This is a genomic window from Vibrio mediterranei, from assembly GCF_013364395.1.
Classification (GTDB): domain Bacteria; phylum Pseudomonadota; class Gammaproteobacteria; order Enterobacterales; family Vibrionaceae; genus Vibrio; species Vibrio mediterranei.
Genome location: NZ_JABXGK010000001.1, coordinates 1,910,286 through 1,933,473, shown reverse-complemented (window position 1 = coordinate 1,933,473; position 23,188 = coordinate 1,910,286). Strand labels below are relative to the sequence as shown.

The following is a 23,188-nucleotide window of genomic DNA, read 5'->3' as shown; positions in this document are numbered from 1 at the left end:
CGCCTTTTTGCTAGCTAATACTTAAAGAGAAACCATTTTTGTCATCACCGGAGACCTCCACATGATTTATGGCTTCTTGTCTGCTCAAGCGATTAATACACTCTTCAGCTAACTTGGGCATGAGCGAGCGATTAATGATCTGCTCTACCGCACGACCGCCAGTTGTTGGGTCGTTGTTTTTCTCCACAACGTAGTTAATGAACGACTCATCCCATCGGAATGATGCTTGGTATTGCTCAGCCAGTTTTTTCTTAATACGATTCAGTGATATTTCGGTTATCTTGCCTAACTCACTATCGTTAAGTGGGTAGTAAGGCACAATGGTCGTACGGCCTAAAAATGCAGGTTTAAAGTAACGTTGAAGGTCAGGTCGAATCATTTCTAACAGCGTGCTGTTATCAAGCTGGGATTCAGCTTCGTCACAAGCATCGCAAATAGCTTGGTCAGCCGCATTTGAGGTCATGATAATAATGGTATTTTTAAAATCGACACTGCGGCCTTCACTGTCCTTGATATGTCCTTTATCGAAGATTTGATAAAAGAGATCGTGGACACCAGGATGTGCTTTCTCCATCTCATCAAGTAACAGAACAGAGTAGGGGTTGCGTCTAATCGCTTCGGTTAATACACCGCCTTCACCAAAGCCCACGTAGCCCGCCGGACTACCGAGCAACATTGATATTTTATGTTCTTCTTTAAACTCCGTCATGTTAATGATGGTCATGTCGTTGCTACCACCATAGAGCTGTTCTGCAAGTGCCATAGCGGTTTCAGTCTTACCAACACCACTTGGGCCGCACATCAAGAATACGCCGATAGGTTTACGGTTATCCGTCAAGCCAGCTCTGGAAATACGAATTGCTTTAGCGAGCTCTTGTTTTGCCACATTCTGCCCAATCACTCGTTTATCGAGCTCGGTTTCCAGAGTAAGCAGCTTATTAATTTCATCACTCAACATGCTTCCGACGGGAATTCCGGTCCAGTTTGCAATCACTTCAGCGATCGTTCCTTCATCAACTAATGCGTGAACCAGAGGAGTCTCTCCTTGTAACTCTGCCAATTCATCTCTCAGCTTGTTCAGTTCTTCAGTCATTTGCTCAGGGTTTTCGGTTTCTTCGCTCGCATTGCTGATATCAGATTGTATTGCTTTAATTTTATCAACTAGCTCAACTTCTTGATTCCACTGGCTATTCAAGGCATCGAGTTTGTTTTGTTTTTGCTCTTTTTGCTGTGTGACTTCTGCAATATCGGCTTCATTGCCACCGAACAGCGCTTGCTCTTTAGCCAATGCCATCAATTCGTTTTCTTGATAACGAATCATTTGCTCTAAAGACTCGATAATTTCTGGCTTTGCGCCTTGGGTTAAGGCAATTCGAGCACTTGCAGTGTCGAGCAAGCTAATGGCTTTGTCTGGAAGCTGTCTTGATGGTAAATAGCGTATTGATAGATTAACGGCGGCTGCAATGGCTGATTCGGTAATGAAGGCACCATGATGTCCTTGAAGTGAGTCGGCAACCCCTCTTAGCATCTGCATTGCGTCTTCTGCGTTTGGTTCTTCAATGGTGACAACTTGGAATCTTCGGGTTAGAGCAGGATCTTTCTCAAAGTACTTTTTGTATTCCGCCCACGTTGTTGCTGCGATGGTTTTGAATTCTCCACGAGCCAGGGCCGGTTTCAGCAGATTAGCAGCGTCATTTTGTCCGACTGCACCGCCAGCACCAATTAACGTGTGTGCTTCATCGATAAAGACGATAATGGGCTCCTCGGAGCTTTTAACTTCGTTAATGACATCTTTTAGTCGGTTTTCAAATTCACCCTTAACGCTTGCTCCTGCTTGGAGGAGCCCAAGGTCGAGAGAGTGAATTTGAACACCTTGAATCGCCGCTGGCACCTCGCCAGTTGCAATTCGAAGCGCTAATCCTTCAACCACTGCGGTTTTACCGACGCCAGGTTCTCCTACGAAAATAGGGTTGTTTTGTCTCTTACGGCACAAAATATCAATAGCTTTGCGCACTTCACTGTTGCGTCCAGAAATGGGGTCGATCTTGCCATCTTGAGCTTGTTGGGTCAGGTTGATAGTGTACTTTGAGAGCGCATCGCCACCGCTAGACGACTCACCACCTGTGCTGGTGCCAGGGGAGGTGGTAGAAGTCGACGCACCACTTTTTCGAATAAGACCTTGTAAAGATTCAGTGGAAACATCTTTCAAACTCTCAAGTTTCAAAGCGGAAACACCCATTACGTTTTGTTGAAGCATGGACTGAATAAGGTGCAGACTGATTATTTCACCATGTCCGTAGTTTACCGAGGCAATCATCCACGCATCTTTAATCAATTCAGTGAGCTCATGGCTTAGTGTTGGTTGTCCTTCACTTCCTTTGGGAAGACGCGTGATTTTATCCGTGAGTTCACTAACCAAAGCATCTTGAGCAATGTTTTGAGAACGACAGAGATTTTCTAGACCTTTGTCTTTCTGTGAGATGAGCTGCAAAATCCAATGCTCTACTTCGATAGCAGGCACCCCTTGGTTCATTGCTGCTCCAGCCGATACTTCTAGAGCCTGCTTTAACTCGGGTGAGAGTTTGCTAACTAAATTAGTGAGTGTTACTTGTGCCATGTATAAATTCCCTTTTTTGATGTCCCTAGAGTCCTAAAGCTAGATCAGCGTAGCCTTATTCGTACCTTGGATTGTGGAAAACGCTCAGGAGCTAAGCAGTCGACTTCTCCCAGTTTCGCAGAGCTTAAAGCGTTGGAGCTAAGAACTGGTGCATTTAGATGCTGCCTAAGAATGAGAAGATAGATCGTTACTGGAGTATCATCTTTGAGATAATGTTGAACCGTTGACTTCACATCGTTTGCTAATCTTGAATCCCGTTTGAGCTGTTCGACTTCGCGTCTATTCTGAGGCTCGATATAAACTTTAATGCTGGCACTAGGTACATCACAGCGACTTCCTATTAATAAACCGTGTCCTAATTTATTGTTTTTCCTAGACCTAACAGATTTACCAATATTGCTAGTTGCGGCTTCAGGTAGCTTTCGAGTCTCATATGGGGTGACTTGTACCGATATCTTTAGTTCGTAGTAGTCGTTTAATAGTTGCTCTAACGTACGAATGTTTCTGCTATTTTGACCGAGCAGCATGGTATATTGAATCAAATGACGATTGCTATTTTCCAATCCTGACAAATGATAAAGCGTGTTACTTAACTTATTGTTTTGCTCATTTTGAAGCAGTAACCAAGCGCGTGTCTCTTGTTTGTAAGTAAGCTCAAATTGACGTTGGTTGAAGACATCAAGAAAGGCTTTTAATCCTTCGTCTTCCTGATGTAGTGCTTCAAGCAATTCTTCATAGATGTAATCAGGGATGACACCATATACACCGGACAAAGCCGTCTTTGCGATAGATAAACGTATTTGTCTATTGGTGACTTCTATCTGACTAATGTCATTTAAATCTCCACTGGGAATGACTTCTGATTCTAGTTTCAATTGAGTCCGGTTCTGAGGATTGTCAGAACAATACGATTGAAGAACACGAATAGCTTGAGCAAACTCAAAATCATCGGGCTGATTGCAGAGACCGTTCATAGGTGAACTAGATAGGTTTAAAGACATAACTGATTCCCGTGAACTTTCGCGAAACAGAGGCCGCTTTGCGGCTTACCATATAGATTGACACTAAGTTGTATATAGCGGTCAAAACTGCAGAATTGTTTGAAAAACTCGTTCATGACTATTGAGAACGAGTGATAGGGCATCTCAGAGTTGAGCTCTACCGTGATTTCTGTACCCGGGACAAATACATTTTTATTGTGAACTCGCAGCGTAGAGACTTGCGTTTGGAATTTCACATTGTTGATGGTGTTAATTTCATCGAGGTTTTTGGCATCATGCGCGAATAGCTTAAAAATTCCTTTTAGCATGGATGCGGGATCATCGCTTTGCAGCAAGGAGTTAAAGTTACATGTTAAAAGTCCAATCAGCTGGCTTAATGACTTTTCACTATTTTGTACATCTTGCGGCGCGGATGGCGGGTACATCAGGGTCATGACTCCGGGGAGATCAATGCTCTCTCGGCATTCAAGCTCACCAGACGCACTACAGGCCAGTTTGTCATTGCAGCACAATAAACGTGCAATTAGCGTGGCATTTTCCGATTGATAAAGAGACTCTGAAACGACGACTTCAAACTGTCGCTCTAAGTTCATTTTCGCTTCCCAATAGGCAGTACTTGTACCGTGTGTCTTTTTGCTGTGTTTGTATTTGTCCCCTAGAACAGGCACCAGTTCGACATCTCCGTATGCAGTGATTTGTTTGACTGATTGGATCTTGATGATGTCGATGACAGAGTCATTGCCACTGTTAGGTTGAATAGGATAAGCGAGGCGACGCCCATCGACAGTAATCGGTTCGCTTATGTGCTCGAAAGTATTAATTACGGGCACAACATTTAGACGAATGACGTCGGTATCAAATAAGCGCAAAAACTCAGAAGGAATGTCATTCAGGAAGATATTCAAAGTACATTGATGGTCATTAACTTTGCTAATAGCGCTAGCGAAATTTCTTATAATGAAAAACTGTCGTTTTTCTTTGAATAAGAAAAACTCTCTTATGATTTGAAAGCCATCAAACTGATTACCTTTTGCGGGTAAAAACTTAAAATCAGGATCGCCGACACGGCTCTGTAGTTGCACGCCACTCAACTCTGCAATTGTGTTGTTTTCATGATCTGACAGAGAGATAGCGAGACAGTTCGAGAGCAGAAGTTCTACTAATAAGTCTGCGTTGTTAGCAAAACCTTTTACAAAGAAGTTTAAGTCAGAACAAGCTAGCGAGGAAAAGTAGACACCTTCATCTCCCGTTGATAATTGAATCTGAAGCGCAGCATTGGCCAGTTCCGCCTCTTCTGGCTTATGGACTGAGAACGGTGCAGTGGTTGCTGAAATATCTGTTATGCTGAATGGGTTGATCGCTAAGTTATCAACCGTTTGAAACAAGCACTCTTGCTCCCCAATCATATTTGAAAATTGACTACCCAATGGAATATTCGCGTTCTCTGTAATACCATCCGGTGCATTCAATTCTGCGTAACCAATACTTGGAACTCGTTGATTGATGGAAGGGTATATCACGTCTATCAAGCTATCGATAACTTGCGAATATTGGGTCTCCAATGCCATTTCTGTTTTAGCGTTGAGCAAGGCAACACCGTCCAGCAAACGCGCGAGGCTGGGATCTTCGATTTGCCCCTGATGCATATCGAGTAATGAGGCAATATGAGAGTGCTCCTCGGCATAGAACCCTAAGGAACGCTTTACTAAAGCTAACTCTCTTTCATAATATCGAAGCAAAGGATCAGTCATATTCTTCCTCTGATATCTTGGCACTGAAGTCACCAAGCGCTATTTTCGAGTCAAAGACGAGGGTTTGTTCTCCGTCCTGAGATAGATGCTTGGCTACAATGGTAAATTGAATACAGTTTTGACCTTCCCGGCGTTCTAACATCTCCACAGAAACATCGGATAATCGCGGTTCATATGTGGTAAGCCATGTTTCTATTTTTCTTGCCAACTGTGTTTGGTCGAGGTTGGCGGTCAACAGCTGAACATCAGTAATACCGAAGGTAAAACTAGAACATCTGACCTCAGAAAGACTGTTTTCGACAGCAATTAACGGTGCTTCAGACTCTAGTAATCGAGTCAGATGGTAGCGAATATCGTCAATCTCATCGTCTTGGCGAGATGATTGAATAAAAGCATTGTAGAAACTCACTGCCTGACCTCCCCAAGCTCCGTAGTTAACACCACTTCACCGTTAAAATGGTCGAACTGATATTGGGGAACCATTCGTAACGTGCAAGAGAAATGGCCGGGAAGGGACTCTATCTCGTTAACGGCAATGTGTGCTTTGCTGAGAGGATATTTTGCCAAGGTCTCTTCGTTGGCGTAGTTCACATTACTGGAGAATTTCTCAATCCAGTTTCGTAGAAACTGTTCACATTCTCGCGCATCACTGAAGTTACCAATCATTTCACGCACTTGAACTTTGAGAAAATGGGCGACACGGCAGCACATCAGTGTCGTTTGTAGTTGAGCCAAAACTTTGTCGTTATCGCTATCTGATGGTGCCCACACTGAATTGTTACCAGAGAAGTAGAGCTTGCCTGTTAGTGCGTTTCTTGCGAGAGAGATGAAACCTTGATTGGAATAAAAGCTAGCGATTCTACCAAATAAATAACTGTCACATTCGCTGTAAGTAAGCTCAGATGTTTTGTGTTTCCATGCCAGAAGAGCCCCTTGTTCTTTATCACTCCAACGAGCTTTTAGGAAGCCAAACCAACCGATACGATGGTGTTCCTTCATGACCGTAGATAGGAAAGCAATATTGGCATATCCCCAAAGCGTGTCGCCTTTTTCTTGATAAAGGAATCCACAGCGATGATCTTTGTACGGTTGACGCAATTTGATACGTGGCATCGCTAAGCCAAGAAAACGAGCACTAGGTTGCTTGCGCAGAGCTTGCCAAGCTGTGTAATCTGGGCCGTTTAAGACCTTTTCTATTCTTTGTGTATTGGAAAGCCAATCGGCGCCCGAGTCGGCAAAAAAAAGTGAATCAGGAGAAGCTAGCATGGTACATAAAGTTTGTTCACCCAGTTGACCAATTAGACCCAGTGTGTAGATGTCGTCAAATTCGCTATTGACGTCTAGGTCCATGGAAATAGGGTGTGTGAAGGCGATACAACCAAAGGGTTGTCCACCTAGCGTATTAAGTTCTTTATTGCCAATGGTATTGAACAAAAAAGTTTGTTTGATGGAATATGATTGATTGAGGTCGTTTGATACCTCTTCCCAGCTCATATCAAGAATTTTGAGTTTGGTTCTTTGCCTGCTGACTGGTTGTGTTGCAAGGTAAAGCGCTTGACGCCAACTAGCCTCTAGAGCTTGAAAGTCGTCATTGTGCAGAATGAGATCCATTTGTTTGGAAAGGCGCTCATCTAAGACAAGAATGAGTTGAGTAATTTGCGCAATAATACGCTCTGCTGAATAAGTAGAGTATTGGTGTTCTTTTTTTGCTAGTTCGACCATCATTGCGAGTGCGTCAAACAAGTATGAATCTTGTTTGGGGTCGAGCGCGTTAAATTGTTTTTGCCAGTCTGTACTAAACATCTACATCAACTACCGCAGCATTTAGCCGCAACCACAAAGGTTGCGGCTTATCACAATTAACCAGGAATCTTCGCAACCATGCGAACAGAGGTGGTAAGTTCTTCGAGTTGAAGCCATGGTCTTAGGTGTGCAATCGCAGAGTAAGCCCCAGGTTTACCCGGCTGTTCAACCACTTCAATACGAGACTCTGCCAGTGGCGTACGAGCTCGAGAATCGTTACCAATCGCACCTGCGTTGGTGTATTGGTCGATCCAAAGTTGAAGTTCACGTTGAATATCGGGTGCTTCAATGTTTGAACCCAAACGATCACGTCCCATTACTTTCAAATAATGGGCAATTCGACCACTTGCCATGATGTATGGCAGTCGTGCGGAGATAGCAGCGTTAGCCGTAGCATCCGGATCGGTATAGGTTTTCGGTTTTTGGGTAGTTTGCCCGCCGATAAAAACGCCATAGTTGGTGTTCTTGTAATGAACTAGAGGAAGGAAACCAAGGTCGCTGAGTTCTTTCTCTCGTTCGTCGGTGAGATTCACTTCTGTTGGACATTGCTGGACTAGATCGCCAGCCTCAGTCTTGTACGTTAGGTTAGGCAGGTTTTCTACTTTACCGCCGTTATCAAGACCTCGAATAGCAGTACACCAGCCATATGCAGTAAATGCTTGAGTCATCTTAAGACCTAGATCATACGCCGCATTAGACCAGACAAGTTCATCGTTATTCTTCGGATTCGGATTACCATCCATATCAACATCCAGCTCTTCATAAGCGAAGACGTCTGTGCTTAGCCCTTTTTGTCCATATGGTAAGCGTGCCATAGTACGAGGAAGCGTCAGAGTGACATAACGCGCGTCATCACTTTCCCTAAACGAGTTCCAAGCAGCGTATGCAGGAGAGTCAAAGCCTGCTGCGACAGGTTTGCCTTCTTCAAATGTAGAGAAGTCATTGAACTCAAACATTTGCGCATTGGCTGCGGCAATGAATGGAGCGTGGCACGCTGCAGCTACTTCGCCCATGTAACGAAGAAGTGCTACATCTTCATCTTTTGCGCTGAACTCGTAGTCACCGATGAATGTGCCGTAGGGCTCACCACCTGCTGTACCGTATTCATCTTGATACAGGGCGTTGAAGAGAGGACTGCGGTCTATAGCTGGTGCATCTTCAAATTGTTCGAGCAATTCATCTTGTGAGAAATCAACCATTTTGATTTTCAATGAACGCCCAGTGTCGCTCTCTTTGACGAGTTTTTGTAGACCACGCCAAGAACCTTCAAGCTTTTGAAAGTCGTCTTGTTGCATCACCGCAGAAAGCTGCTTTGACAGCTTCTTGTCGATTTCGCCGATGGCGCTTTCAATAGTTTTAGTTAAGTTTTTATCCCACGTTACGGTGCCTGAAAGTGCCTGTTCAGCAAGTACTGAAAACAGCTCTTTAGTTGTATCCGCAGGAGTTTGTGTTGTGGCTTCAATCGCTCTGTCAAGGAAACTCAGTGAGCCTTCCTCAGCGGACGGTTGGCCTTGTACGTCTGATTCAGTGCTCATTCTTCTGCTCCTTTCTGTTCAATACCAAGTTCTTGAGATAAGGCGTTGATGGTGTCTGCACTTTGCAACACTTCTTTCAATAACTTCTCTAGATCACGAGAGCGATCAGCCTTAGAAAGTAGTACCTTCAACTGATTGCGAGTCTCTACGAGCTTTTTTAAGGGCTCGACTTGGTCAATGATGGCTTCAGGCTCGAAGTCCTTCATAGAATTAAACTTAAGGCTTGCTTCAAATTGACTATCATCTTCGGCAAGAACATTGTCTACTTTCATGGATAACTCAGGACCAACGCGTTTCATAACATGATCGAAGTTATCTTTGTCTAAGTTATAGAATGTGCGATCTTCAACATCTTCTTTGTCTTGTTTATGACCAGAATAATCACCGATTACACCCACAACAAAAGGCAGCTCTTTTGTTTCAACTGCTCCATTGGTTTCTACATCATATGTGATGCTAACGCGGTTCTTACTTACGCGTTTGTGCTGAGAATTTAGTGCCACAACATCTCTCCTTGATTAATTAGCTAGCGGTTGAAGTGACTTTCGCTTCAGTTGCATCAAAGCCGACTTCTGGGCCTTTCTCGATTTTTCCGCCTTCTCCCTCGATATAGTAAGCTTTTGAAATCTCGGTGTAGGTAAGCGCAAAGCTCTCACTTGGTAATGAACCGTTTGTTCCTGTCATTGTGTAGTTAGACATACGTGCGTTTTTCAGCGTCAAGATAAGGTACGGATCAGCACCAGAACCTTCGCGATTTGGTTTAGTCATCACCACTTCAATGGTTTTACCTTCAGCACCTGGTGCATATAAGAAAGTTGTAAGGTAAGGTGAGGCACCATCACAGCCACGGCCAATAGTGATTTCCCCTAGAGCTACCATACCTTGGTCAGCATTGTTGGCATTACCAACATCAATACCTACGCCACGAACGGCGCTCCAAGAAACATTATCAATGGCAAAGAACCCATCTTTACCACCAATTTTCTCAACGGTTGCTGCACCTTTAGGTTTGGTTCCGTCAATTCTCATAAAAATAGAAGCCATCAGTTTTCTCCTTCGCGTATCGCGTTAAACCGTTACCATTCAAAATCAGAAACGTCTGAATTTGCGGTAGCTTGAGTTACTTCATTGTTGTTGGATTGGTTTGAGGCCGAGGATTCGGCATCATTCGAGTTGCTAGTAGGAGACTCTGTGTACTGCTTAGAGTGACCACCAGACTGAGTTGATAGTGAACTGTTTTCCATGTTTATAGGGGCGTCATTCATTCCAATCAGTGAATCGATTTGATTAAGTGCATTGGAATTATTTCCTACCAGAATTTTCATCAGTTCTGGTAAGGGTAGTTGTCCCCAAACAATTGCCCGTTCAAGTAGGTAACTAGTTGGGTTATGTGGTTCAGTTTGCTTAAAGAAGTCCGCCAGAGTTCTCAATTGATTATAAGCGGCGTCTCTTGTGAGAGGCTGTGTAGAGATAGTTGAAACTGTCGCTGAAATAGGGGGTGTAGATTCTGGTGCTTTATTAGGCGTCGCATCGGGAATACTAACGGTATCTGGATTAGAACTGACCGAGTCTATATTATCGTGAGCGTCTGACTGCTCAGAGCTATCTGGTTGAGATTGAGCCTCGCCAGAAGCTGCTTCAGTGTTCATATCGTCTAAAGGCCACTGACTATATTGGTTACCGATTAATGTTCGCAGTGCCGTTAAATGGCTTTCGAAGATTTCACGGACGAATTTAAAGCTGAGCGCTTGGACGCCATGGCTTTGACAACGTTCTGCAAGTACAGTTTCTACCTGATTTACCTGCTCTACCAATTGCCCTAAGCCGAGAATCAAGTCGGTACATTCAAGGCTAAAAGCGTCGTTAGCTTCGTTTTGCAGATCACTCAATGTGCCGCTGCGTTCTGCTTGGAAATAGCGAGAATAAGTGATGTTGCCAACAAGAGGAATGAACTGTGTTGGCATAAAGAGCGCGGAGGCCTCGGGTGCGTCACCGATGAACTGCGATAACGGTTTGATGCGAAACTCCACCAGTTCTTTTTGTTTTCCAGACTCATCCGTCGCCTTGACCTTGTTGTCAGGCAGTGTTGGATGCAAGGTATCCCAGAAGTTGTCAATGTAGTTTTGAAGAAGCTTAAAACCTTCAATCAGCTTCGGTATAGGTTCTCGGTCAAATGACAAGCTAGTTATGTACCAGCTCCAAAGTTCCGTATCTTTTGTTTTCGAACCGAGTGCTTCGTTGAGCTGTTCTCTAAACTGCTGCCAGTTTTGATCATTGAGTTCAGACTTTTCTTCGTCAGCAAATGCATCTGGGGCTTCTAACATTTGTCTAAAGGATGAAAGGGCGGTGTTATATCCATTTCTGATCGCTCTATATTCGCCGCGATCAAGCTTTAAGTATTGTCCACTGGGAGCGTCTTCCGATAGAGCGCCTGATAGGTCATCGAAACTGTACATACCATTCCTTGGTTTATTTCATTTATGCATATCAAAGCAATTAACAAAACTATTTACTTTTTAAAGTGTCAATAGCTTAACAACATGATTACATTGCTTTAATATTAGAAGCGTTTTTCAGAAAGTCTCGGAAATTTGTGAAATTTCGTCATTTTTTTACTTTTCGGTAGGAATATTGGAACGACGTCACACGCGAACGCTAATTAACTATAATAAAATTAGGGGTTTATCCCCCTATTAGGACTGTGGGCATTCCCGCAACAATGGTACCTCCGTGTGCTGTTGTGTCACCTAATCTCGCTGCTGGCCGATTGCAAATAAGCACTGTCGCACTGCCCTTAATTATGCTGTCCGGTGGCCCTACGCATGTGCACATGTCTCCCATGACTGACGCAGGCATGTTCCCGATTAAAACGGTTGGTACTCCTGGCCCAATAATAGGCCCTCCTACGTGCGGAATAGGGGGCACTGCAGGTGTTTGCATTGGGCAGACATGCATGTCTGTTGAACGAGCTGCTGGCAAAGTCATAACTTTCCTAAGCCTCCATGAGCTATATTGAGAGCGACTGCGATGGATTGTTGATAATAGTCGGCATGCTTGTCCCATTCAGGTATCGCAGCGGCGGTGTTAATGGCCCCTGCGCAGGCTTTGGCGTATAGCTTGGGGTCGGGGAGTACACTGGGGAGTTCAGGTGACACAATACTACCAGCACCGTTCCAAAATACAGCTTGTGCTAACCATGATGGTGCGCACTTTAACTCTAATCGAGTTGCATAGAGTTCGCAGCGCCGCCTTCCCTCTTCACTTGGTTCAAATACCCATTGTTTGCAGCTTGCAAGGCAAGTCTGTTGTGTTTTGTTCCAGTCCGGCATCCGAATCTCAAGGCATAAGTAAGCCCAAAGGATGGCTTCCCTTACCGGTAAAGCGTGTGCAAGAAATTGAACCAGATCGAAATAGAGCTCTTTCTCTTGCAATGTCGCTATAAAATCTTCAATGCTCTGTGACTGAGCTAGTATCTCAGTGAGATCCTCTGAAGCACTAAACAATGGCGTGATTTGCTCAGGGTTTACGTAGGGTATCTTTCGATACTGAAGTTGTTGAGTCATCATTAATTTACCTTCACTATAGCGCCTTTGACTTCAGACATGACAGCACCGTTAATGGATGCTTTCAGGTTTGACTTGAGATCGGCTGAGAGCTTTCCTTGAGCGGTTAAAGTCGTCTGGGCGTCTAATGTCAAGCTCGCCCCTTTTATAGTTCCACTTCCTGAGGCGTCTACAGTTACAGACGCAGCGGATAATTTGGCAGACGTTGAGCCTTTGGCATCCAACGTCATGCCCTGAAGTTTTAGTGCGTTAGAGGCTTTAATTTCGATTGCACTAGATTCAATCTTGATAGAGGAAGAGCTGATGGTGATTTTGCTTGAGCCTACTTTTAGCTCTAGAGAGTCTTCGCCCTCAATGCTGACGGTCTTGGCTTTGCCGCTAAACGCTTTAGCAACGCTCATCGTCATCGCATCCTCAGCGGTATAGGTAATAGCTTTGGTCGCTTTATAGGCGACTTCACCTTTGATGGTCGTGGTGACGTTGTTTTCTACTTCTAAGGTAAAGTCCTTAGCGGCATGTTGATAAAACAGTTCGTTATCTTTTTTATCATCGAAGTACCACTCATTACTCTGACCTTTAAGCATGGTTTTAATACCAGTTTGAGTAGAGTTTGCTGTCTTATATGGAGGAGCATTCTGACTATTGTATACCGAGCCAGTAATAATTGGCTTATCCGCGTCGCCATTAATGAAAGTGACAAGCACTTCTTGGCCAACTCGTGGGATAAACTGTGTCCCGTAACCTTTCCCCGCCATTAGTTGAGCAACGCGAACATAGCAACTGGTATCATCGCCGCTCGTTTCGTTGTCCCACAAAAATTGGATTTTTACTCTCCCCTGGTCATCCTGACTAATATCACCACTTGTTTTTCCTGCAACTACGGCGTTGTGAACGCCTTGAATTGAAGGTTTGTCAATGACGGTTGGCAAATAGGGAGTGGAATTGGGCACTACAGTGATTTGAGTTTGGCAATTCGATTGACCGCTTGACTGGCCATCATATTGAACGGTTTGCGAGACTACTAAGTATTCACCCAACTGTGTATTGTCTGTGTGACTGGCTAGTGAAAAGTATTGCCCCACATAAAATGCGTCTACATCACTGGATGCCTGTATTGTACTGTACTGGCTTTCTATCGCTTCCACACGACGTTTGACCAGAGTGGACAGATCGGTCATGTCTCCAGAAACGCTATCGTTAGAAAAATGTGTTGCGGCTAGTTTAGTGTTATTGGCGATTTTATTGCTCGATTTACTTGCTTTACTGGAGAGCAACTTAGATTGACTGTAGTCGTAATCAGTGAGCTCCAAACTCGTTCCGTGAAACTGAAGGTCAGAATGCCAAGATTGAATGAGTGGGTTGCTACCAGAGGGTAGGTTAGCCATATCGAACTTATTGATATCCGCTTTGCTGTATGGTTTCTCCGCGTCTTGTAAGATCAGTTTATGGCTGCTTGATGTGTGTTCAAAGTGAAATTGAATTCCTTCTTGAGCAAGCAACCGACAGACAAAGTCATAATCCGTTTCATTGAACTGTATGCAGTACTCACGTTTGGTACTTGGTAGAGATTTGGCTGTAAATAGGCTTGAGAAACCAGCATCACTAAACACAGAAGAAACGATATCTTTGGTTGATTGGTTTTGGAAAACACGGCTTTTCTTAGAAAAGTTAAGTAACCATAGCCAAGGCCGTAAAGTGATGTTGTAGAACGCATATTGCTGAGTTTCATCGAAACCCGTGCAAACGATCTTTGCGATGTAGCCATGAAAGCTACGCACTAGGCTTTGTGAGCCTGACTCAAAAGTATAGCGATTAAGCGTCATTGTCTGACCGAGTTGATCAGAGGCAGAGAGCCCTTTTGCGACCAGTTGTAGATTGATCTCAAAAGGTTCAAAGAACCGCTCTTGAATTGTCGCATGAGTTACTAGGTACTCATTGTTCTTATAATCTTTGGCAGTGAACTCACTGGTCGATGCCAAGTATAGATCGGCCATTCTGTCTTCCTTGAACTAAGCCTTTGATAATATTCTAAGATTAGCACTAGATACTAAACAGTATAGGCAGTTAAGGAATAATGTGAGCAATATCAAAGCACAGTATCGAGTTACTGTGCTTTGGGAGTGTAGCGGAAAGGGGCTTTAAGAGGCAGAAATGGTACGTCGGTTTTTCTGGGTAGACAGGGTGAGTAATCCTATACACAAGAGCGCAATGATAATCCCGATTAATGACAAGGTGAATACTGATGCGTAGCCGAATTTATCAATGGATAAGCCAGCAAGCATTGCGCCGACACCAAAACCGCCTGCCATACATAACATCAAAAGACCCTGAGTTAACGCTGGAGAATTGGGACTCAAACGACCTGCGATGGATGGAATGATCATGTCATTCCAAGACATTGCTTGCATGAGTAACACTAACAGTGCGATAGGTACGAAAGCCTGAACATCATTTCCAGCGGTTAACCAAAATAGAGTGCCGACTATTAAATAAATCACTTGAGCGGCATACCAAACTTTAAATGGCCCGCTTCTTTGCATCCATCTTCCGGCCGATTCGAGCATAAAAATGCTGATAATGGCAGAGATAGCCATACCAAGTGCGGAGTTGCCGATATTGACTTGATAAACTTCTTTGATTAGCAAAGGACCAAGTTCCATCAGGTTAGAAGAGAGAAACATTGAGAAGAAGACTGCCAACAAAAAGAGAAACCAAGGTGCCGCACCTTGTTGTGAAGTGGTTTCATTAGCTGATTTCTTCTCAGCACCCTCAAAGTAGGATTTATCCGTTTCAATGGATGGAGGAGGGCAAACAGAAACCAAACAAAGCACGATGATGACCAAAGACATAAGTATAAGCAGCTGATCGTCACTTGGCACATGGTAGAAGTCAGCAATTGAAATAAGTAAACCAGTCACAACAACACCAAAGAACTGACATTGATATAAGCTGGCTAGACCCCGGCCTTCATCATTTTGGTTTTTGCTAGACGCGATTACAAAGGTCGGATTCAGTACTAACAATGCGACACTACCAATGCCTATCAGAATACCTACTGTCCAGTAGATTGCTGCGGTTGTCTCAGCGAAGTAAAGAATTAACAGAGCAATAAAATGAATAAACAAGGCCATTCGTTGTAGTAGACGATGACAACAATAACGATCGGCCATCCCACCAATCAACGGTGCTAATAAACCCGCACCTCCAATGAGTGCCATGACTTGGCCTAGTAGTGCGCCACTAGATGTTCTTTCAATGATGATTGGGTTGAGAAGAATCGCAATACCAACCCATTGGACAATACCAAGAGAAGCTTGTGCGAAATGCCACAGTCGAATGCCATTCATGAGTGAGAACCTCTATTAATAATTTACTCATGAATTTTCAAGGAATTGGAAAGAGAAACAAGTAACATACTCCCCGTTACCTTCTCACAATCGAATAATTACGCCCCGTCTTCTAATGACATCAAATGATGAAAGACCAAAAAGTGGTGCTTTCATCATTTGAAATTATGTTTTTAGCTTCTGCCTAACATACGTGAGAGTGTGCCATCTTTATCAACGAGTTGGTGTTTTAGGGCTGCCATAACGTGCAATACAAGTATAGCGATTACAATGTTCACAGATGAGAAGTGAATGGTAGAGCTAATTTGTTGTAGCCATTCGATTTTCTCTCCTGCTGAGATAAGACTTATGCCAAAAAACTCGACCGAACGTCCTCCTCCGATACTCATAGTGATTCCGGATAGCGGCATCATTATTGTAGCTAAAAGCAAAAACCAGTGAACAAAGTGGGCAGATTTCTCTTGCCACGCAGGTAGCTGTTTGATGGAACCGATCATGCCTTCTTTCAGGCGCCAAACTAGCCTGATGGAAGCTGCAAACATCACAAGTACTCCGAGTGATTTATGAAGATTCCTTAGCTCATTTTTGTCTGGGCCATTGGCCATATCGCCGAGATAAAGTCCTATGGCAAGCGTCGCTATAAAGAAAACAGCAGTTAGCCAATGAAACACCATGGTAGGTTTACTAAGTTTGTTGTTGAGCATATTAGTCCATATTTTTGTTGTGGGCTTATGGCGATAATTATTCCTTATGCTCTTTTTTTGTTCTAGATGCATATGTGTAAAGTTAAGTAAAGATAAGAATACTTATCATCTGGAGTTTTGAGCTTGTTAGATACATCGGTTTTTATTTGAAAGTGTTTCAAGTCTTTGGTGGTTTTTAGCTTCCTTCTCTCAACCTATAGTTAAGTCATTGAGCAAGAACACTTGCAGCTAGACACTATAGAGGAACACGTTATGACAACAATGATGAAAGCAATCGGTTTTAGTGAATCAAAAACTATCGATGAAGAAAACAGCTTGTATGAGTTTGAAATGGCTATGCCTGAAATCGGCGAATTTGACCTACTTGTAAAAGTTGCGGCCATTTCCGTTAACCCTGCAGATGCAAAAATACGTGTTCGTTCAGCAGTGAATAAAACATTAGAAAGTCCACGTGTTCTGGGTTTTGATGCCGTGGGAGAAGTGGTATCAGTGGGCAGTAAGGTTACCAACTTCACTGAGGGCGATCGAGTGTACTATGCTGGTGATGTCACTCGCCCAGGCACCAATGCACAATATCATGCTGTTGATTCTAGAATTGTCGCGAGAGCTCCAAAAGGACTCACTGATGCAGAAGCGGCTGTAGTCCCGTTGACTGCATTAACGGGATGGGAGGCTCTGTTTGATCGTCTTCGTGTAGACCCGTCAGAGCGTAAAACGCTATTAATTATCGGTGGTGCTGGTGGTGTCGGCTCTATTACTACTCAAATTGCAAAACAGCTCACTAACCTAACGGTTATAGCGACAGCATCACGCCCAGAGACCGAAGCTTGGGTAAAAGAGATGGGTGCAGACTATGTGGTCAATCATAGAAACTTAGTTGAATCTGTTCATGACTTGGGGTTTGAGACGGTAGATTATATTTTCAATGTCGCTGACACGGTTGGTCATTGGGATGCGATGGCAGAACTTATTGCACCTCAAGGCATGATCGGTTCAATCGTTGAGTTTGATAGCGGTATTGATCTTAGTAAGCTTCAAGGTAAGTCAGTCGGTTTTGTTTGGGAGCTTATGTTCACACGCTCAATATACAAAACACAGGATATGTACAAGCAAGGTGATATCTTAAAACAAGTCGCTAATCTTATTGACTCTGGACGAATTCAATCAACCTTGACCAAAGAGATCAATGGCTTCAATGCAGAGTCATTAAAGCAAGGGCACCGATTGATGGAAAGTGGCGCTATGATCGGTAAGCTTGCCATCAACTTTGATTAAACAATCAGCATGTTAGTTAAAAATACCTCTTCTTTTATGAGTCGAGGTATTTTTTGTATATGATGGAAAAGATTGTAGTGAATATGGTGAAAGTAACATGAAAGCACTGAATGAACTGACTTTGTTTGCCGAAACGGCCAAACAAGGTAGTTTTTCTAAAGTAGCGAATCAAATGGATATGACGCCTGCAGCCGTTAGTGCATCAATAAAGCGTTTAGAAGAGCAAGTAGGCTTCCCGTTGTTTGTTCGAACAACACGAAGATTGAGCTTAACTGGAGAGGGAGAACTATTCCTAGCCAAAGTTAATTGTGCTCTTGCAACTTTGAATGAAGGTGTCGAGGAGATCGCAAATGCTCGTGGCGCGCTAACAGGTAACATTTATGTGTCTGCACCGTCTGACTTTGGGCGAAACTTACTGCTTGATTGGATTAATGAGTTCACTGACTTACATGAAAACGTCACGGTTCGTCTTGAGTTATCTGACCAGTTGGTAGATATGTATAGCAAACCAATTGATGTTGCTATTCGATATGGGGAACTTCCAGATTCCAATATGGTGGCAATACCGTTATGTCCGCAGAATGTTCGAGTGCTTTGTGCTAGCCCAGACTACATTCGTCATCACTCTCCAGTGCTACACCCAAACGATTTGAATCAACATAACTGCATCAGCTTTATGGTGGCGGGCTCAGTACATAACCACTGGCCATTATCCTACGATTCTCAACAAGTTGTTATAGAGACCAAAGGAGCGATATCAGCCAATGATGGTGATGTCGTGAGGCGTTTAGGGTTAAAAGGCAGAGGAATCGTCAATAAGTCTTTAATCGACGCTAGTCAGGACATTATTGAGGGGAAGCTGAGAAAAGTTCTGCCTGACTGGCAAGGAGAGTCGGTGCCGCTTTATATGGTATGTGCTGATAAGAGGCAGTTAAGACCAATTATTCGAGAATTCCAAAAGTTCTTGAAAGAGAAGTGTCAAAGTCAGTTTGACAAGGTTAGTGACATTTTAAATAACTAGCCCCAATCGTATAAGGCTAGTTATTGTTTACCTCGTTTAAATAGTTAACATTCACTGAATAAGTAGTCTGGGGTGTGTCTCGACTTAGGCAGTTTTGCATTGAAGTCCTGCTCACTGTGTTTTCCGAGCGGTACGATAACCGAACTGCGGTATCCTTGCGCTGCCAAGTTGAATTCTTTATCAAGAACAGTGCTGTCAAACCCTTCGATAGGTACGGCATCAATACCCAGAGTCGAAGCGCCAAGTAGGAGCGTGCCTACATTAAGGTACACTTGCTTCTCCATCCAATGCTGAGCATCTTTCAAATCGGAGCGATGCATATTAACAAAGTAGTGTCGGCCATTCTGTTGTCCTAGTTTTGCATCTGGAGTAGCAAAGCGTCCGTCCTTCTCTTCATTTTCTAGCAACAACTGTAAGTAGTTGTCATCAATTTCTGTTCTTGTACAGAATACGATGACATGAGAAGCGTTAAGCACTTTGGGAGCATTGAAACTGTAGCGGTCTTGTGTGGCAGTCGCAACACGCTGTTTGGCCTCGTCAGTACTGGCAATGATAAAGTGCCATGGTTGAGAGTTCACACTGGATGGACTAAATCGGAGGAGTGTTTTAATCGCATCTACCTGCTGGGAAGATAGCTTAAAAGATGGGTCGAATACTTTGGTTGAATAGCGGTTTTTAGCGTTGTCAGCAATGTTCATAAACGTGTCTCTACTTAACGGGTGTTAGCCCGAGGATAGCGAAACCAGCCGCAAGTAAAAACACTGTGGAATTTGATGCAGTTTCAAATATTCTTTGAAGATACTAGAACTTAGATTACCCACACAATATGCGGAAAAGGTTGAAGTTTGATTAGATTCATCTAACTTTATCTAAGGTAAGTAAGAGGAAATAATATGAAAAAGAATAGCTTAAAATACCTTGCTGGTCTTATTGCGGTATCTACGCTGGCATTAGCTGGATGCTCAAACAGCGACCAGGCTAACAAAGAGCAACCTATCGGGATGGCTAATCCTGCCGCAGTATATTGTGAAGAGCATGGTTCTTATGATCTTCAAAGTGGTCAATGTACGTTAAAGTCGGGTGAGATGGTGGACGCCTGGGATTATTACCGAGAAAACCACAAGGAAATGCCAAACGAGGCGGCGAGATATTGTGAATCTACAGGTGGCGTCTATATGCAAGATTCGAGCAAATGTGCGCTCCCAGACGGTAAAGTTATGGATGCCGAAAGCTACTTCAGAGATCATCAATCTACCAGCAGCTAAGTTCGTATTGCTGCTAATAACAAGGACGGTATAGTGCAAAGGAGTAAAGTAACAGGTTTTTTCGTTTTCATCATTACACTCGTCATGGTTGGTTGTAGTAATCAAATTATCCAACAAGAGCCCGAAATGTATACCAGTTCGGGCTCTATCGCTCCTTATACACAATCCAGTTTTGAACAATATGTCGATGAGACTAGAACTTGGCTTGATGAAACTCGAGTATTTCACGGGGCCGGTTACCAAGTCGAAATGGATGTTGTAAGCCCTTACAGACTGCTACCTGACAATCCGAATGGGGAAGGTATATTACTGGTCCATGGACTGGGGGACTCGCCTTACTCCTTTGTCGATATTGCGCCTTACTTAGCAGAGCATGGCTATTTAGTTCATGTCATGCTGTTACCGGGTCACGGTTCTCGACCAGCTGATCTAATGAACCCAACCAATGAAGACTGGCGTTTGGCGGTGGAACATCAAGTAAACCTGCTGCGTGATGATGTCGACAAAATATGGTTAGGCGGTTTTTCAACAGGCACCAATTTGGTGACTGAATACGCTTTAGCTCATCCGAAAGCAATTCAGGGGCTTGTGCTATTTTCGCCAGCGTTTGCGCCAAAAGACCCACTAGTTTCAATGGCGAGTTTTGCGCGTCATTTTGTCGATTGGGTAAGTGTCCAGAAGGAGCAGAACTTTACTCGCTATGATTCATTGGCAATGAATGGGGCGGCGCTGTACTACCAAACTGCGGTTGATGTTCAAGACGCGCTAAAAGAGAAACCTTTTGAATTGCCAGCACTACTGTTAGTGACGGAAACAGATGAGTTAATAAACTCCAAAGTTATATACGATCTCTTTAAAACCCGCTTTAGTAACGAGAATAGTTCACTTATTTGGTTTGGTGAACAGAACTACTCAGATCCGCGCTTCGTGCAATTTAGTATGAAACTGCCAGATTCTAACATACAGAGTGGTTCACACATTTCTGTCTTGTATCGCGACGATAATATCTTGTATGGACGTAGAGGGTGGATGAGACAATGCGGTGGCTCTCAAGAAGGAGAGGTCTATATGGTCGACTGCGCTAAGATGCCAACTTTGTCTTACTCAGCTTGGGGATTGTTTAATGAAGATACCATCAGCGCGAGATTGAGTTGGAATCCTTACTTTGAACCTATGATGGTACGAGTTATCGAATTTATGACTCAAGAATAGTGATATTTATAGATTTATTTTTATTAATGGCTCGAAGTGTTTTTATTAACTAGTACGCTGTGTTGATCGTCGTCAAAAATAAACTTTATTAAACAGCCGTATATCCTGCATAATCAACTTTTTTGTTAGCGACTTCTCAAATTATATTCTATAGTAATGACATATACGGTTAATTATAGATAATTAACTTAGTTACTTTGGAATATACCTCACTCAGCAAGGTATTGAACATCTCAAGTAGGTAAACAAATGGAAAAGTTCAACATCACAAGTATCTGGATTACTCTAGATTACAAAATCGCTTTCTTCTTCCCTTCGAGATAACCCTGTCTCTCGCACTGTCCAGTGCGCATAGCCTATGTGCAGCTATACCTAACGAATTGATATGCAATAGAGTGCATTTTTGTGATGGTTTAAATATGTTCATAGATTAAATATAGAAACAAATTAAATCGTATCTGGATATATATTCTGGATAGGGTTCTCTTTAATTATATTTCTTGTCTTGCTGTTGGTTAATTAAATATTAGATAAGAAATAAATATATTAGGTAAATTAAAATGGAAAACTTCAAACATCTACCAGAACCGTTCCGTATTCGCGTTGTTGAGCCAGTAAAACGTACTACGCGTGAGTACCGTGAAGAAGCAATTATTAAAGCGGGTATGAACCCATTCCTACTAGATAGTGAAGATGTATTTATTGATCTACTAACAGACAGTGGTACAGGTTCAATTACTCAAGATATGCAAGCAGCAATGCTACGCGGTGATGAAGCATACAGTGGTAGCCGCAGCTATTACGCTTTAGCTAACGCAGTAAAAGACATCTTTGGTTATGAACTGACCATTCCGACTCACCAAGGTCGTGGTGCTGAACAGATCTACATCCCAGTACTAATTAAAAAGCGTGAAAAAGAGAAAGGTTTGGACCGTTCAAAGATGGTAGCACTGTCTAACTACTTCTTTGATACTACACAAGGTCACACTCAAGTGAACTGCTGCGTAGCTAAGAACGTTTATACAAAAGACGCGTTTGATACAGCAGTAAATGCAGACTTTAAAGGTAACTTTGACTTAGAGAAGCTAGAAGAAGCTATCATTGAAGCTGGCCCAGCTAACGTGCCTTACATCGTAAGTACTATCACGTGTAACTCTGCGGGTGGTCAGCCAGTCTCTATCGCGAACTTAAAAGCGGTATATGAAATCGCACAAAAATACGATATTCCGGTCATTATGGACTCTGCTCGCTATGCTGAAAACGCATACTTTGTCCAGCAACGTGAACCTGGATATAAAGATTGGACTATCGAAGAGATCACTCGTGAGTCATACAAGTATGCTGATGGCCTAGCAATGTCTGCGAAGAAAGACGCAATGGTTCAAATGGGCGGCTTATTGTGCTTCAAAGATGAATCTTTCATGGATGTATATACTGACTGTCGTACTCTATGTGTGGTTCAAGAAGGTTTCCCTACATACGGTGGCCTAGAAGGTGGCGCAATGGAGCGTCTAGCAGTAGGTCTTTACGACGGTATGCGTCAAGACTGGTTAGAGTACCGCATTAACCAAATCCAATACCTAGTCGATGGCCTAGAAGCTATAGGCGTCGTCTGTCAGCAAGCGGGTGGTCACGCTGCGTTCGTTGATGCAGGTAAATTGCTACCTCATATTCCAGCAGACCAATTCCCTGCACACGCTCTTGCTTGTGAGCTTTATAAAGTAGCTGGCATTCGTGCAGTGGAAATCGGTTCACTACTTCTAGGTCGCGATCCTGCAACTGGCAAACAGCATCCATGTCCAGCTGAATTGCTTCGCTTAACAATTCCACGTGCTACTTATACTCAAACGCATATGGACTACGTTATTGAAGCATTTGAGAAAGTGAAAGAGAACGCGCATAAAGTGAAAGGATTGGATTTCACTTATGAGCCTGAAGTTTTACGTCACTTTACTGCTCGATTAAAAGAAGTTGAACCCGTAGTTAATCCAGCAGAAGCGAAAGTGCTCGAAGAAGCATAACCACTTCAGAGCGCAGTCATTTGGCTGCGCTCTTTTTCTCTAGCAATACAAAAAATAAAAGCAGAGAAGTAGG

At 43.3% G+C, this 23,188-nt stretch carries 21 protein-coding genes; 6 read left to right on the top strand and 15 right to left on the bottom strand.

What is annotated here, in order from left to right; translation table 11 throughout:
- Window positions 1-10 precede the first annotated feature (10 nt).
- The 14 genes from tssH to HOP38_RS09050 form a co-directional block, all read right to left on the bottom strand.
- Window positions 11-2,617, bottom strand: a complete 2,607-nt coding sequence (gene tssH / locus HOP38_RS09115) for a type VI secretion system ATPase TssH (RefSeq protein ID WP_198557903.1) — start codon at window positions 2,615-2,617, stop codon at window positions 11-13.
- 44 nt (window positions 2,618-2,661) lie between these two features.
- Window positions 2,662-3,618 (bottom strand): type VI secretion system baseplate subunit TssG, encoded by a 957-nt coding sequence (locus HOP38_RS09110; RefSeq protein WP_198557902.1) that lies wholly within the window; start codon window positions 3,616-3,618, stop codon window positions 2,662-2,664.
- Complete coding sequence (tssF, locus tag HOP38_RS09105) at window positions 3,609-5,369, bottom strand: type VI secretion system baseplate subunit TssF (RefSeq protein ID WP_198557901.1); 1,761 nt, start codon at window positions 5,367-5,369, stop codon at window positions 3,609-3,611. Before tssF ends, HOP38_RS09110 begins: the two co-directional genes overlap by 10 nt.
- Entirely contained in the window at window positions 5,362-5,778 is a 417-nt protein-coding gene (gene tssE, locus HOP38_RS09100) for a type VI secretion system baseplate subunit TssE (RefSeq protein ID WP_171389136.1), read from the bottom strand. The genes tssF and tssE overlap by 8 nt, the downstream gene beginning before the upstream one ends.
- Entirely contained in the window at window positions 5,775-7,172 is a 1,398-nt protein-coding gene (locus tag HOP38_RS09095) for a type VI secretion system contractile sheath domain-containing protein (protein WP_171389135.1), read from the bottom strand. The genes tssE and HOP38_RS09095 overlap by 4 nt, the downstream gene beginning before the upstream one ends.
- Before the next feature lie 56 nt (window positions 7,173-7,228).
- Window positions 7,229-8,707, bottom strand: a complete 1,479-nt coding sequence (tssC, locus tag HOP38_RS09090) for a type VI secretion system contractile sheath large subunit (protein WP_006070758.1) — start codon at window positions 8,705-8,707, stop codon at window positions 7,229-7,231.
- Window positions 8,704-9,210 carry a type VI secretion system contractile sheath small subunit gene (gene tssB / locus HOP38_RS09085; protein WP_006070757.1) on the bottom strand — a complete coding sequence of 169 codons (507 nt, stop codon included), beginning with the start codon at window positions 9,208-9,210 and terminating at the stop codon, window positions 8,704-8,706. Before tssB ends, tssC begins: the two co-directional genes overlap by 4 nt.
- A gap of 19 nt (window positions 9,211-9,229) precedes the next feature.
- Window positions 9,230-9,751, bottom strand: coding sequence for a type VI secretion system tube protein Hcp (locus HOP38_RS09080; RefSeq protein ID WP_006070756.1), 522 nt, complete (start codon window positions 9,749-9,751; stop codon window positions 9,230-9,232).
- Window positions 9,752-9,783: 32 nt separating this feature from the next.
- Entirely contained in the window at window positions 9,784-11,163 is a 1,380-nt protein-coding gene (locus HOP38_RS09075; protein ID WP_124939798.1) for a type VI secretion system protein TssA, read from the bottom strand.
- Between the two features lie 226 nt (window positions 11,164-11,389).
- Window positions 11,390-11,692: a PAAR domain-containing protein gene (locus HOP38_RS09070; RefSeq protein WP_038230304.1), complete on the bottom strand. Its 303-nt coding sequence runs from the start codon at window positions 11,690-11,692 to the stop codon at window positions 11,390-11,392.
- Window positions 11,689-12,273 carry a DUF6931 family protein gene (locus HOP38_RS09065; protein WP_006070753.1) on the bottom strand — a complete coding sequence of 195 codons (585 nt, stop codon included), beginning with the start codon at window positions 12,271-12,273 and terminating at the stop codon, window positions 11,689-11,691. Before HOP38_RS09065 ends, HOP38_RS09070 begins: the two co-directional genes overlap by 4 nt.
- Window positions 12,273-14,264, bottom strand: coding sequence for a type VI secretion system Vgr family protein (locus HOP38_RS09060; RefSeq protein WP_124939797.1), 1,992 nt, complete (start codon window positions 14,262-14,264; stop codon window positions 12,273-12,275). The genes HOP38_RS09065 and HOP38_RS09060 overlap by 1 nt, the downstream gene beginning before the upstream one ends.
- Before the next feature lie 144 nt (window positions 14,265-14,408).
- Window positions 14,409-15,617: an MFS transporter gene (locus tag HOP38_RS09055; protein WP_198557900.1), complete on the bottom strand. Its 1,209-nt coding sequence runs from the start codon at window positions 15,615-15,617 to the stop codon at window positions 14,409-14,411.
- A 173-nt stretch (window positions 15,618-15,790) separates the two neighbouring features.
- Window positions 15,791-16,321 (bottom strand): cytochrome b, encoded by a 531-nt coding sequence (locus tag HOP38_RS09050; RefSeq protein WP_198557899.1) that lies wholly within the window; start codon window positions 16,319-16,321, stop codon window positions 15,791-15,793.
- A gap of 252 nt (window positions 16,322-16,573) precedes the next feature.
- On the opposite strand from HOP38_RS09050, the gene HOP38_RS09045 reads away from it, so the two are divergent.
- Together HOP38_RS09045 and HOP38_RS09040 are read left to right on the top strand one after the other, a co-directional pair.
- Window positions 16,574-17,596, top strand: a complete 1,023-nt coding sequence (locus HOP38_RS09045; protein WP_198557898.1) for a zinc-binding alcohol dehydrogenase family protein — start codon at window positions 16,574-16,576, stop codon at window positions 17,594-17,596.
- 97 nt (window positions 17,597-17,693) lie between these two features.
- Entirely contained in the window at window positions 17,694-18,617 is a 924-nt protein-coding gene (locus HOP38_RS09040; protein WP_006070748.1) for a LysR family transcriptional regulator, read from the top strand.
- Window positions 18,618-18,661: 44 nt separating this feature from the next.
- On the opposite strand, the gene nfsB is transcribed toward HOP38_RS09040, so the two are convergent.
- The gene (gene nfsB, locus HOP38_RS09035; RefSeq protein ID WP_198557897.1) at window positions 18,662-19,315 is read right to left on the bottom strand and encodes an oxygen-insensitive NAD(P)H nitroreductase; all 654 of its coding nucleotides are present in this window, start codon (window positions 19,313-19,315) and stop codon (window positions 18,662-18,664) included.
- 195 nt (window positions 19,316-19,510) lie between these two features.
- On the opposite strand from nfsB, the gene HOP38_RS09030 reads away from it, so the two are divergent.
- The 4 genes from HOP38_RS09030 to tnaA all read left to right on the top strand — a co-directional run bounded on the left by HOP38_RS09030 (window position 19,511) and on the right by tnaA (window position 23,115).
- Window positions 19,511-19,882, top strand: a complete 372-nt coding sequence (locus tag HOP38_RS09030; protein ID WP_006070746.1) for a DUF333 domain-containing protein — start codon at window positions 19,511-19,513, stop codon at window positions 19,880-19,882.
- A 33-nt stretch (window positions 19,883-19,915) separates the two neighbouring features.
- A complete protein-coding gene (locus HOP38_RS09025; RefSeq protein ID WP_198557896.1) occupies window positions 19,916-21,094 on the top strand; it encodes an alpha/beta fold hydrolase in 1,179 nt (392 codons plus the stop codon).
- 249 nt (window positions 21,095-21,343) lie between these two features.
- On the top strand, window positions 21,344-21,418 hold the full coding sequence (gene tnaC / locus HOP38_RS26210; protein ID WP_081411542.1) for a tryptophanase leader peptide: 75 nt from the start codon (window positions 21,344-21,346) through the stop codon (window positions 21,416-21,418).
- A 236-nt stretch (window positions 21,419-21,654) separates the two neighbouring features.
- Window positions 21,655-23,115 carry a tryptophanase gene (gene tnaA / locus HOP38_RS09015; RefSeq protein WP_006070744.1) on the top strand — a complete coding sequence of 487 codons (1,461 nt, stop codon included), beginning with the start codon at window positions 21,655-21,657 and terminating at the stop codon, window positions 23,113-23,115.
- The last annotated feature ends 73 nt before the right edge of the window (window positions 23,116-23,188 follow it).

What these genes read in the sequence shown, in the direction of transcription:
- HOP38_RS09040 (WP_006070748.1), top strand. Translation starts at nt 17,694, where the DNA reads ATGAAAGCACTGAATGAACTGACTTTGTTTGCCGAAACGGCCAAACAA.
- tnaA (WP_006070744.1), top strand. Translation starts at nt 21,655, where the DNA reads ATGGAAAACTTCAAACATCTACCAGAACCGTTCCGTATTCGCGTTGTT.
- HOP38_RS09030 (WP_006070746.1), top strand. Translation starts at nt 19,511, where the DNA reads ATGAAAAAGAATAGCTTAAAATACCTTGCTGGTCTTATTGCGGTATCT.
- HOP38_RS09060 (WP_124939797.1), bottom strand. Translation starts at nt 14,264, where the DNA reads ATGGCCGATCTATACTTGGCATCGACCAGTGAGTTCACTGCCAAAGAT.
- HOP38_RS09110 (WP_198557902.1), bottom strand. Translation starts at nt 3,618, where the DNA reads ATGTCTTTAAACCTATCTAGTTCACCTATGAACGGTCTCTGCAATCAG.
- HOP38_RS09045 (WP_198557898.1), top strand. Translation starts at nt 16,574, where the DNA reads ATGACAACAATGATGAAAGCAATCGGTTTTAGTGAATCAAAAACTATC.
- HOP38_RS09070 (WP_038230304.1), bottom strand. Translation starts at nt 11,692, where the DNA reads ATGACTTTGCCAGCAGCTCGTTCAACAGACATGCATGTCTGCCCAATG.
- tssF (WP_198557901.1), bottom strand. Translation starts at nt 5,369, where the DNA reads ATGACTGATCCTTTGCTTCGATATTATGAAAGAGAGTTAGCTTTAGTA.
- HOP38_RS09080 (WP_006070756.1), bottom strand. Translation starts at nt 9,751, where the DNA reads ATGGCTTCTATTTTTATGAGAATTGACGGAACCAAACCTAAAGGTGCA.
- HOP38_RS09095 (WP_171389135.1), bottom strand. Translation starts at nt 7,172, where the DNA reads ATGTTTAGTACAGACTGGCAAAAACAATTTAACGCGCTCGACCCCAAA.
- HOP38_RS09075 (WP_124939798.1), bottom strand. Translation starts at nt 11,163, where the DNA reads ATGTACAGTTTCGATGACCTATCAGGCGCTCTATCGGAAGACGCTCCC.
- tssC (WP_006070758.1), bottom strand. Translation starts at nt 8,707, where the DNA reads ATGAGCACTGAATCAGACGTACAAGGCCAACCGTCCGCTGAGGAAGGC.
- HOP38_RS09050 (WP_198557899.1), bottom strand. Translation starts at nt 16,321, where the DNA reads ATGCTCAACAACAAACTTAGTAAACCTACCATGGTGTTTCATTGGCTA.
- tssH (WP_198557903.1), bottom strand. Translation starts at nt 2,617, where the DNA reads ATGGCACAAGTAACACTCACTAATTTAGTTAGCAAACTCTCACCCGAG.
- HOP38_RS09065 (WP_006070753.1), bottom strand. Translation starts at nt 12,273, where the DNA reads ATGATGACTCAACAACTTCAGTATCGAAAGATACCCTACGTAAACCCT.
- HOP38_RS09055 (WP_198557900.1), bottom strand. Translation starts at nt 15,617, where the DNA reads ATGAATGGCATTCGACTGTGGCATTTCGCACAAGCTTCTCTTGGTATT.
- nfsB (WP_198557897.1), bottom strand. Translation starts at nt 19,315, where the DNA reads ATGAACATTGCTGACAACGCTAAAAACCGCTATTCAACCAAAGTATTC.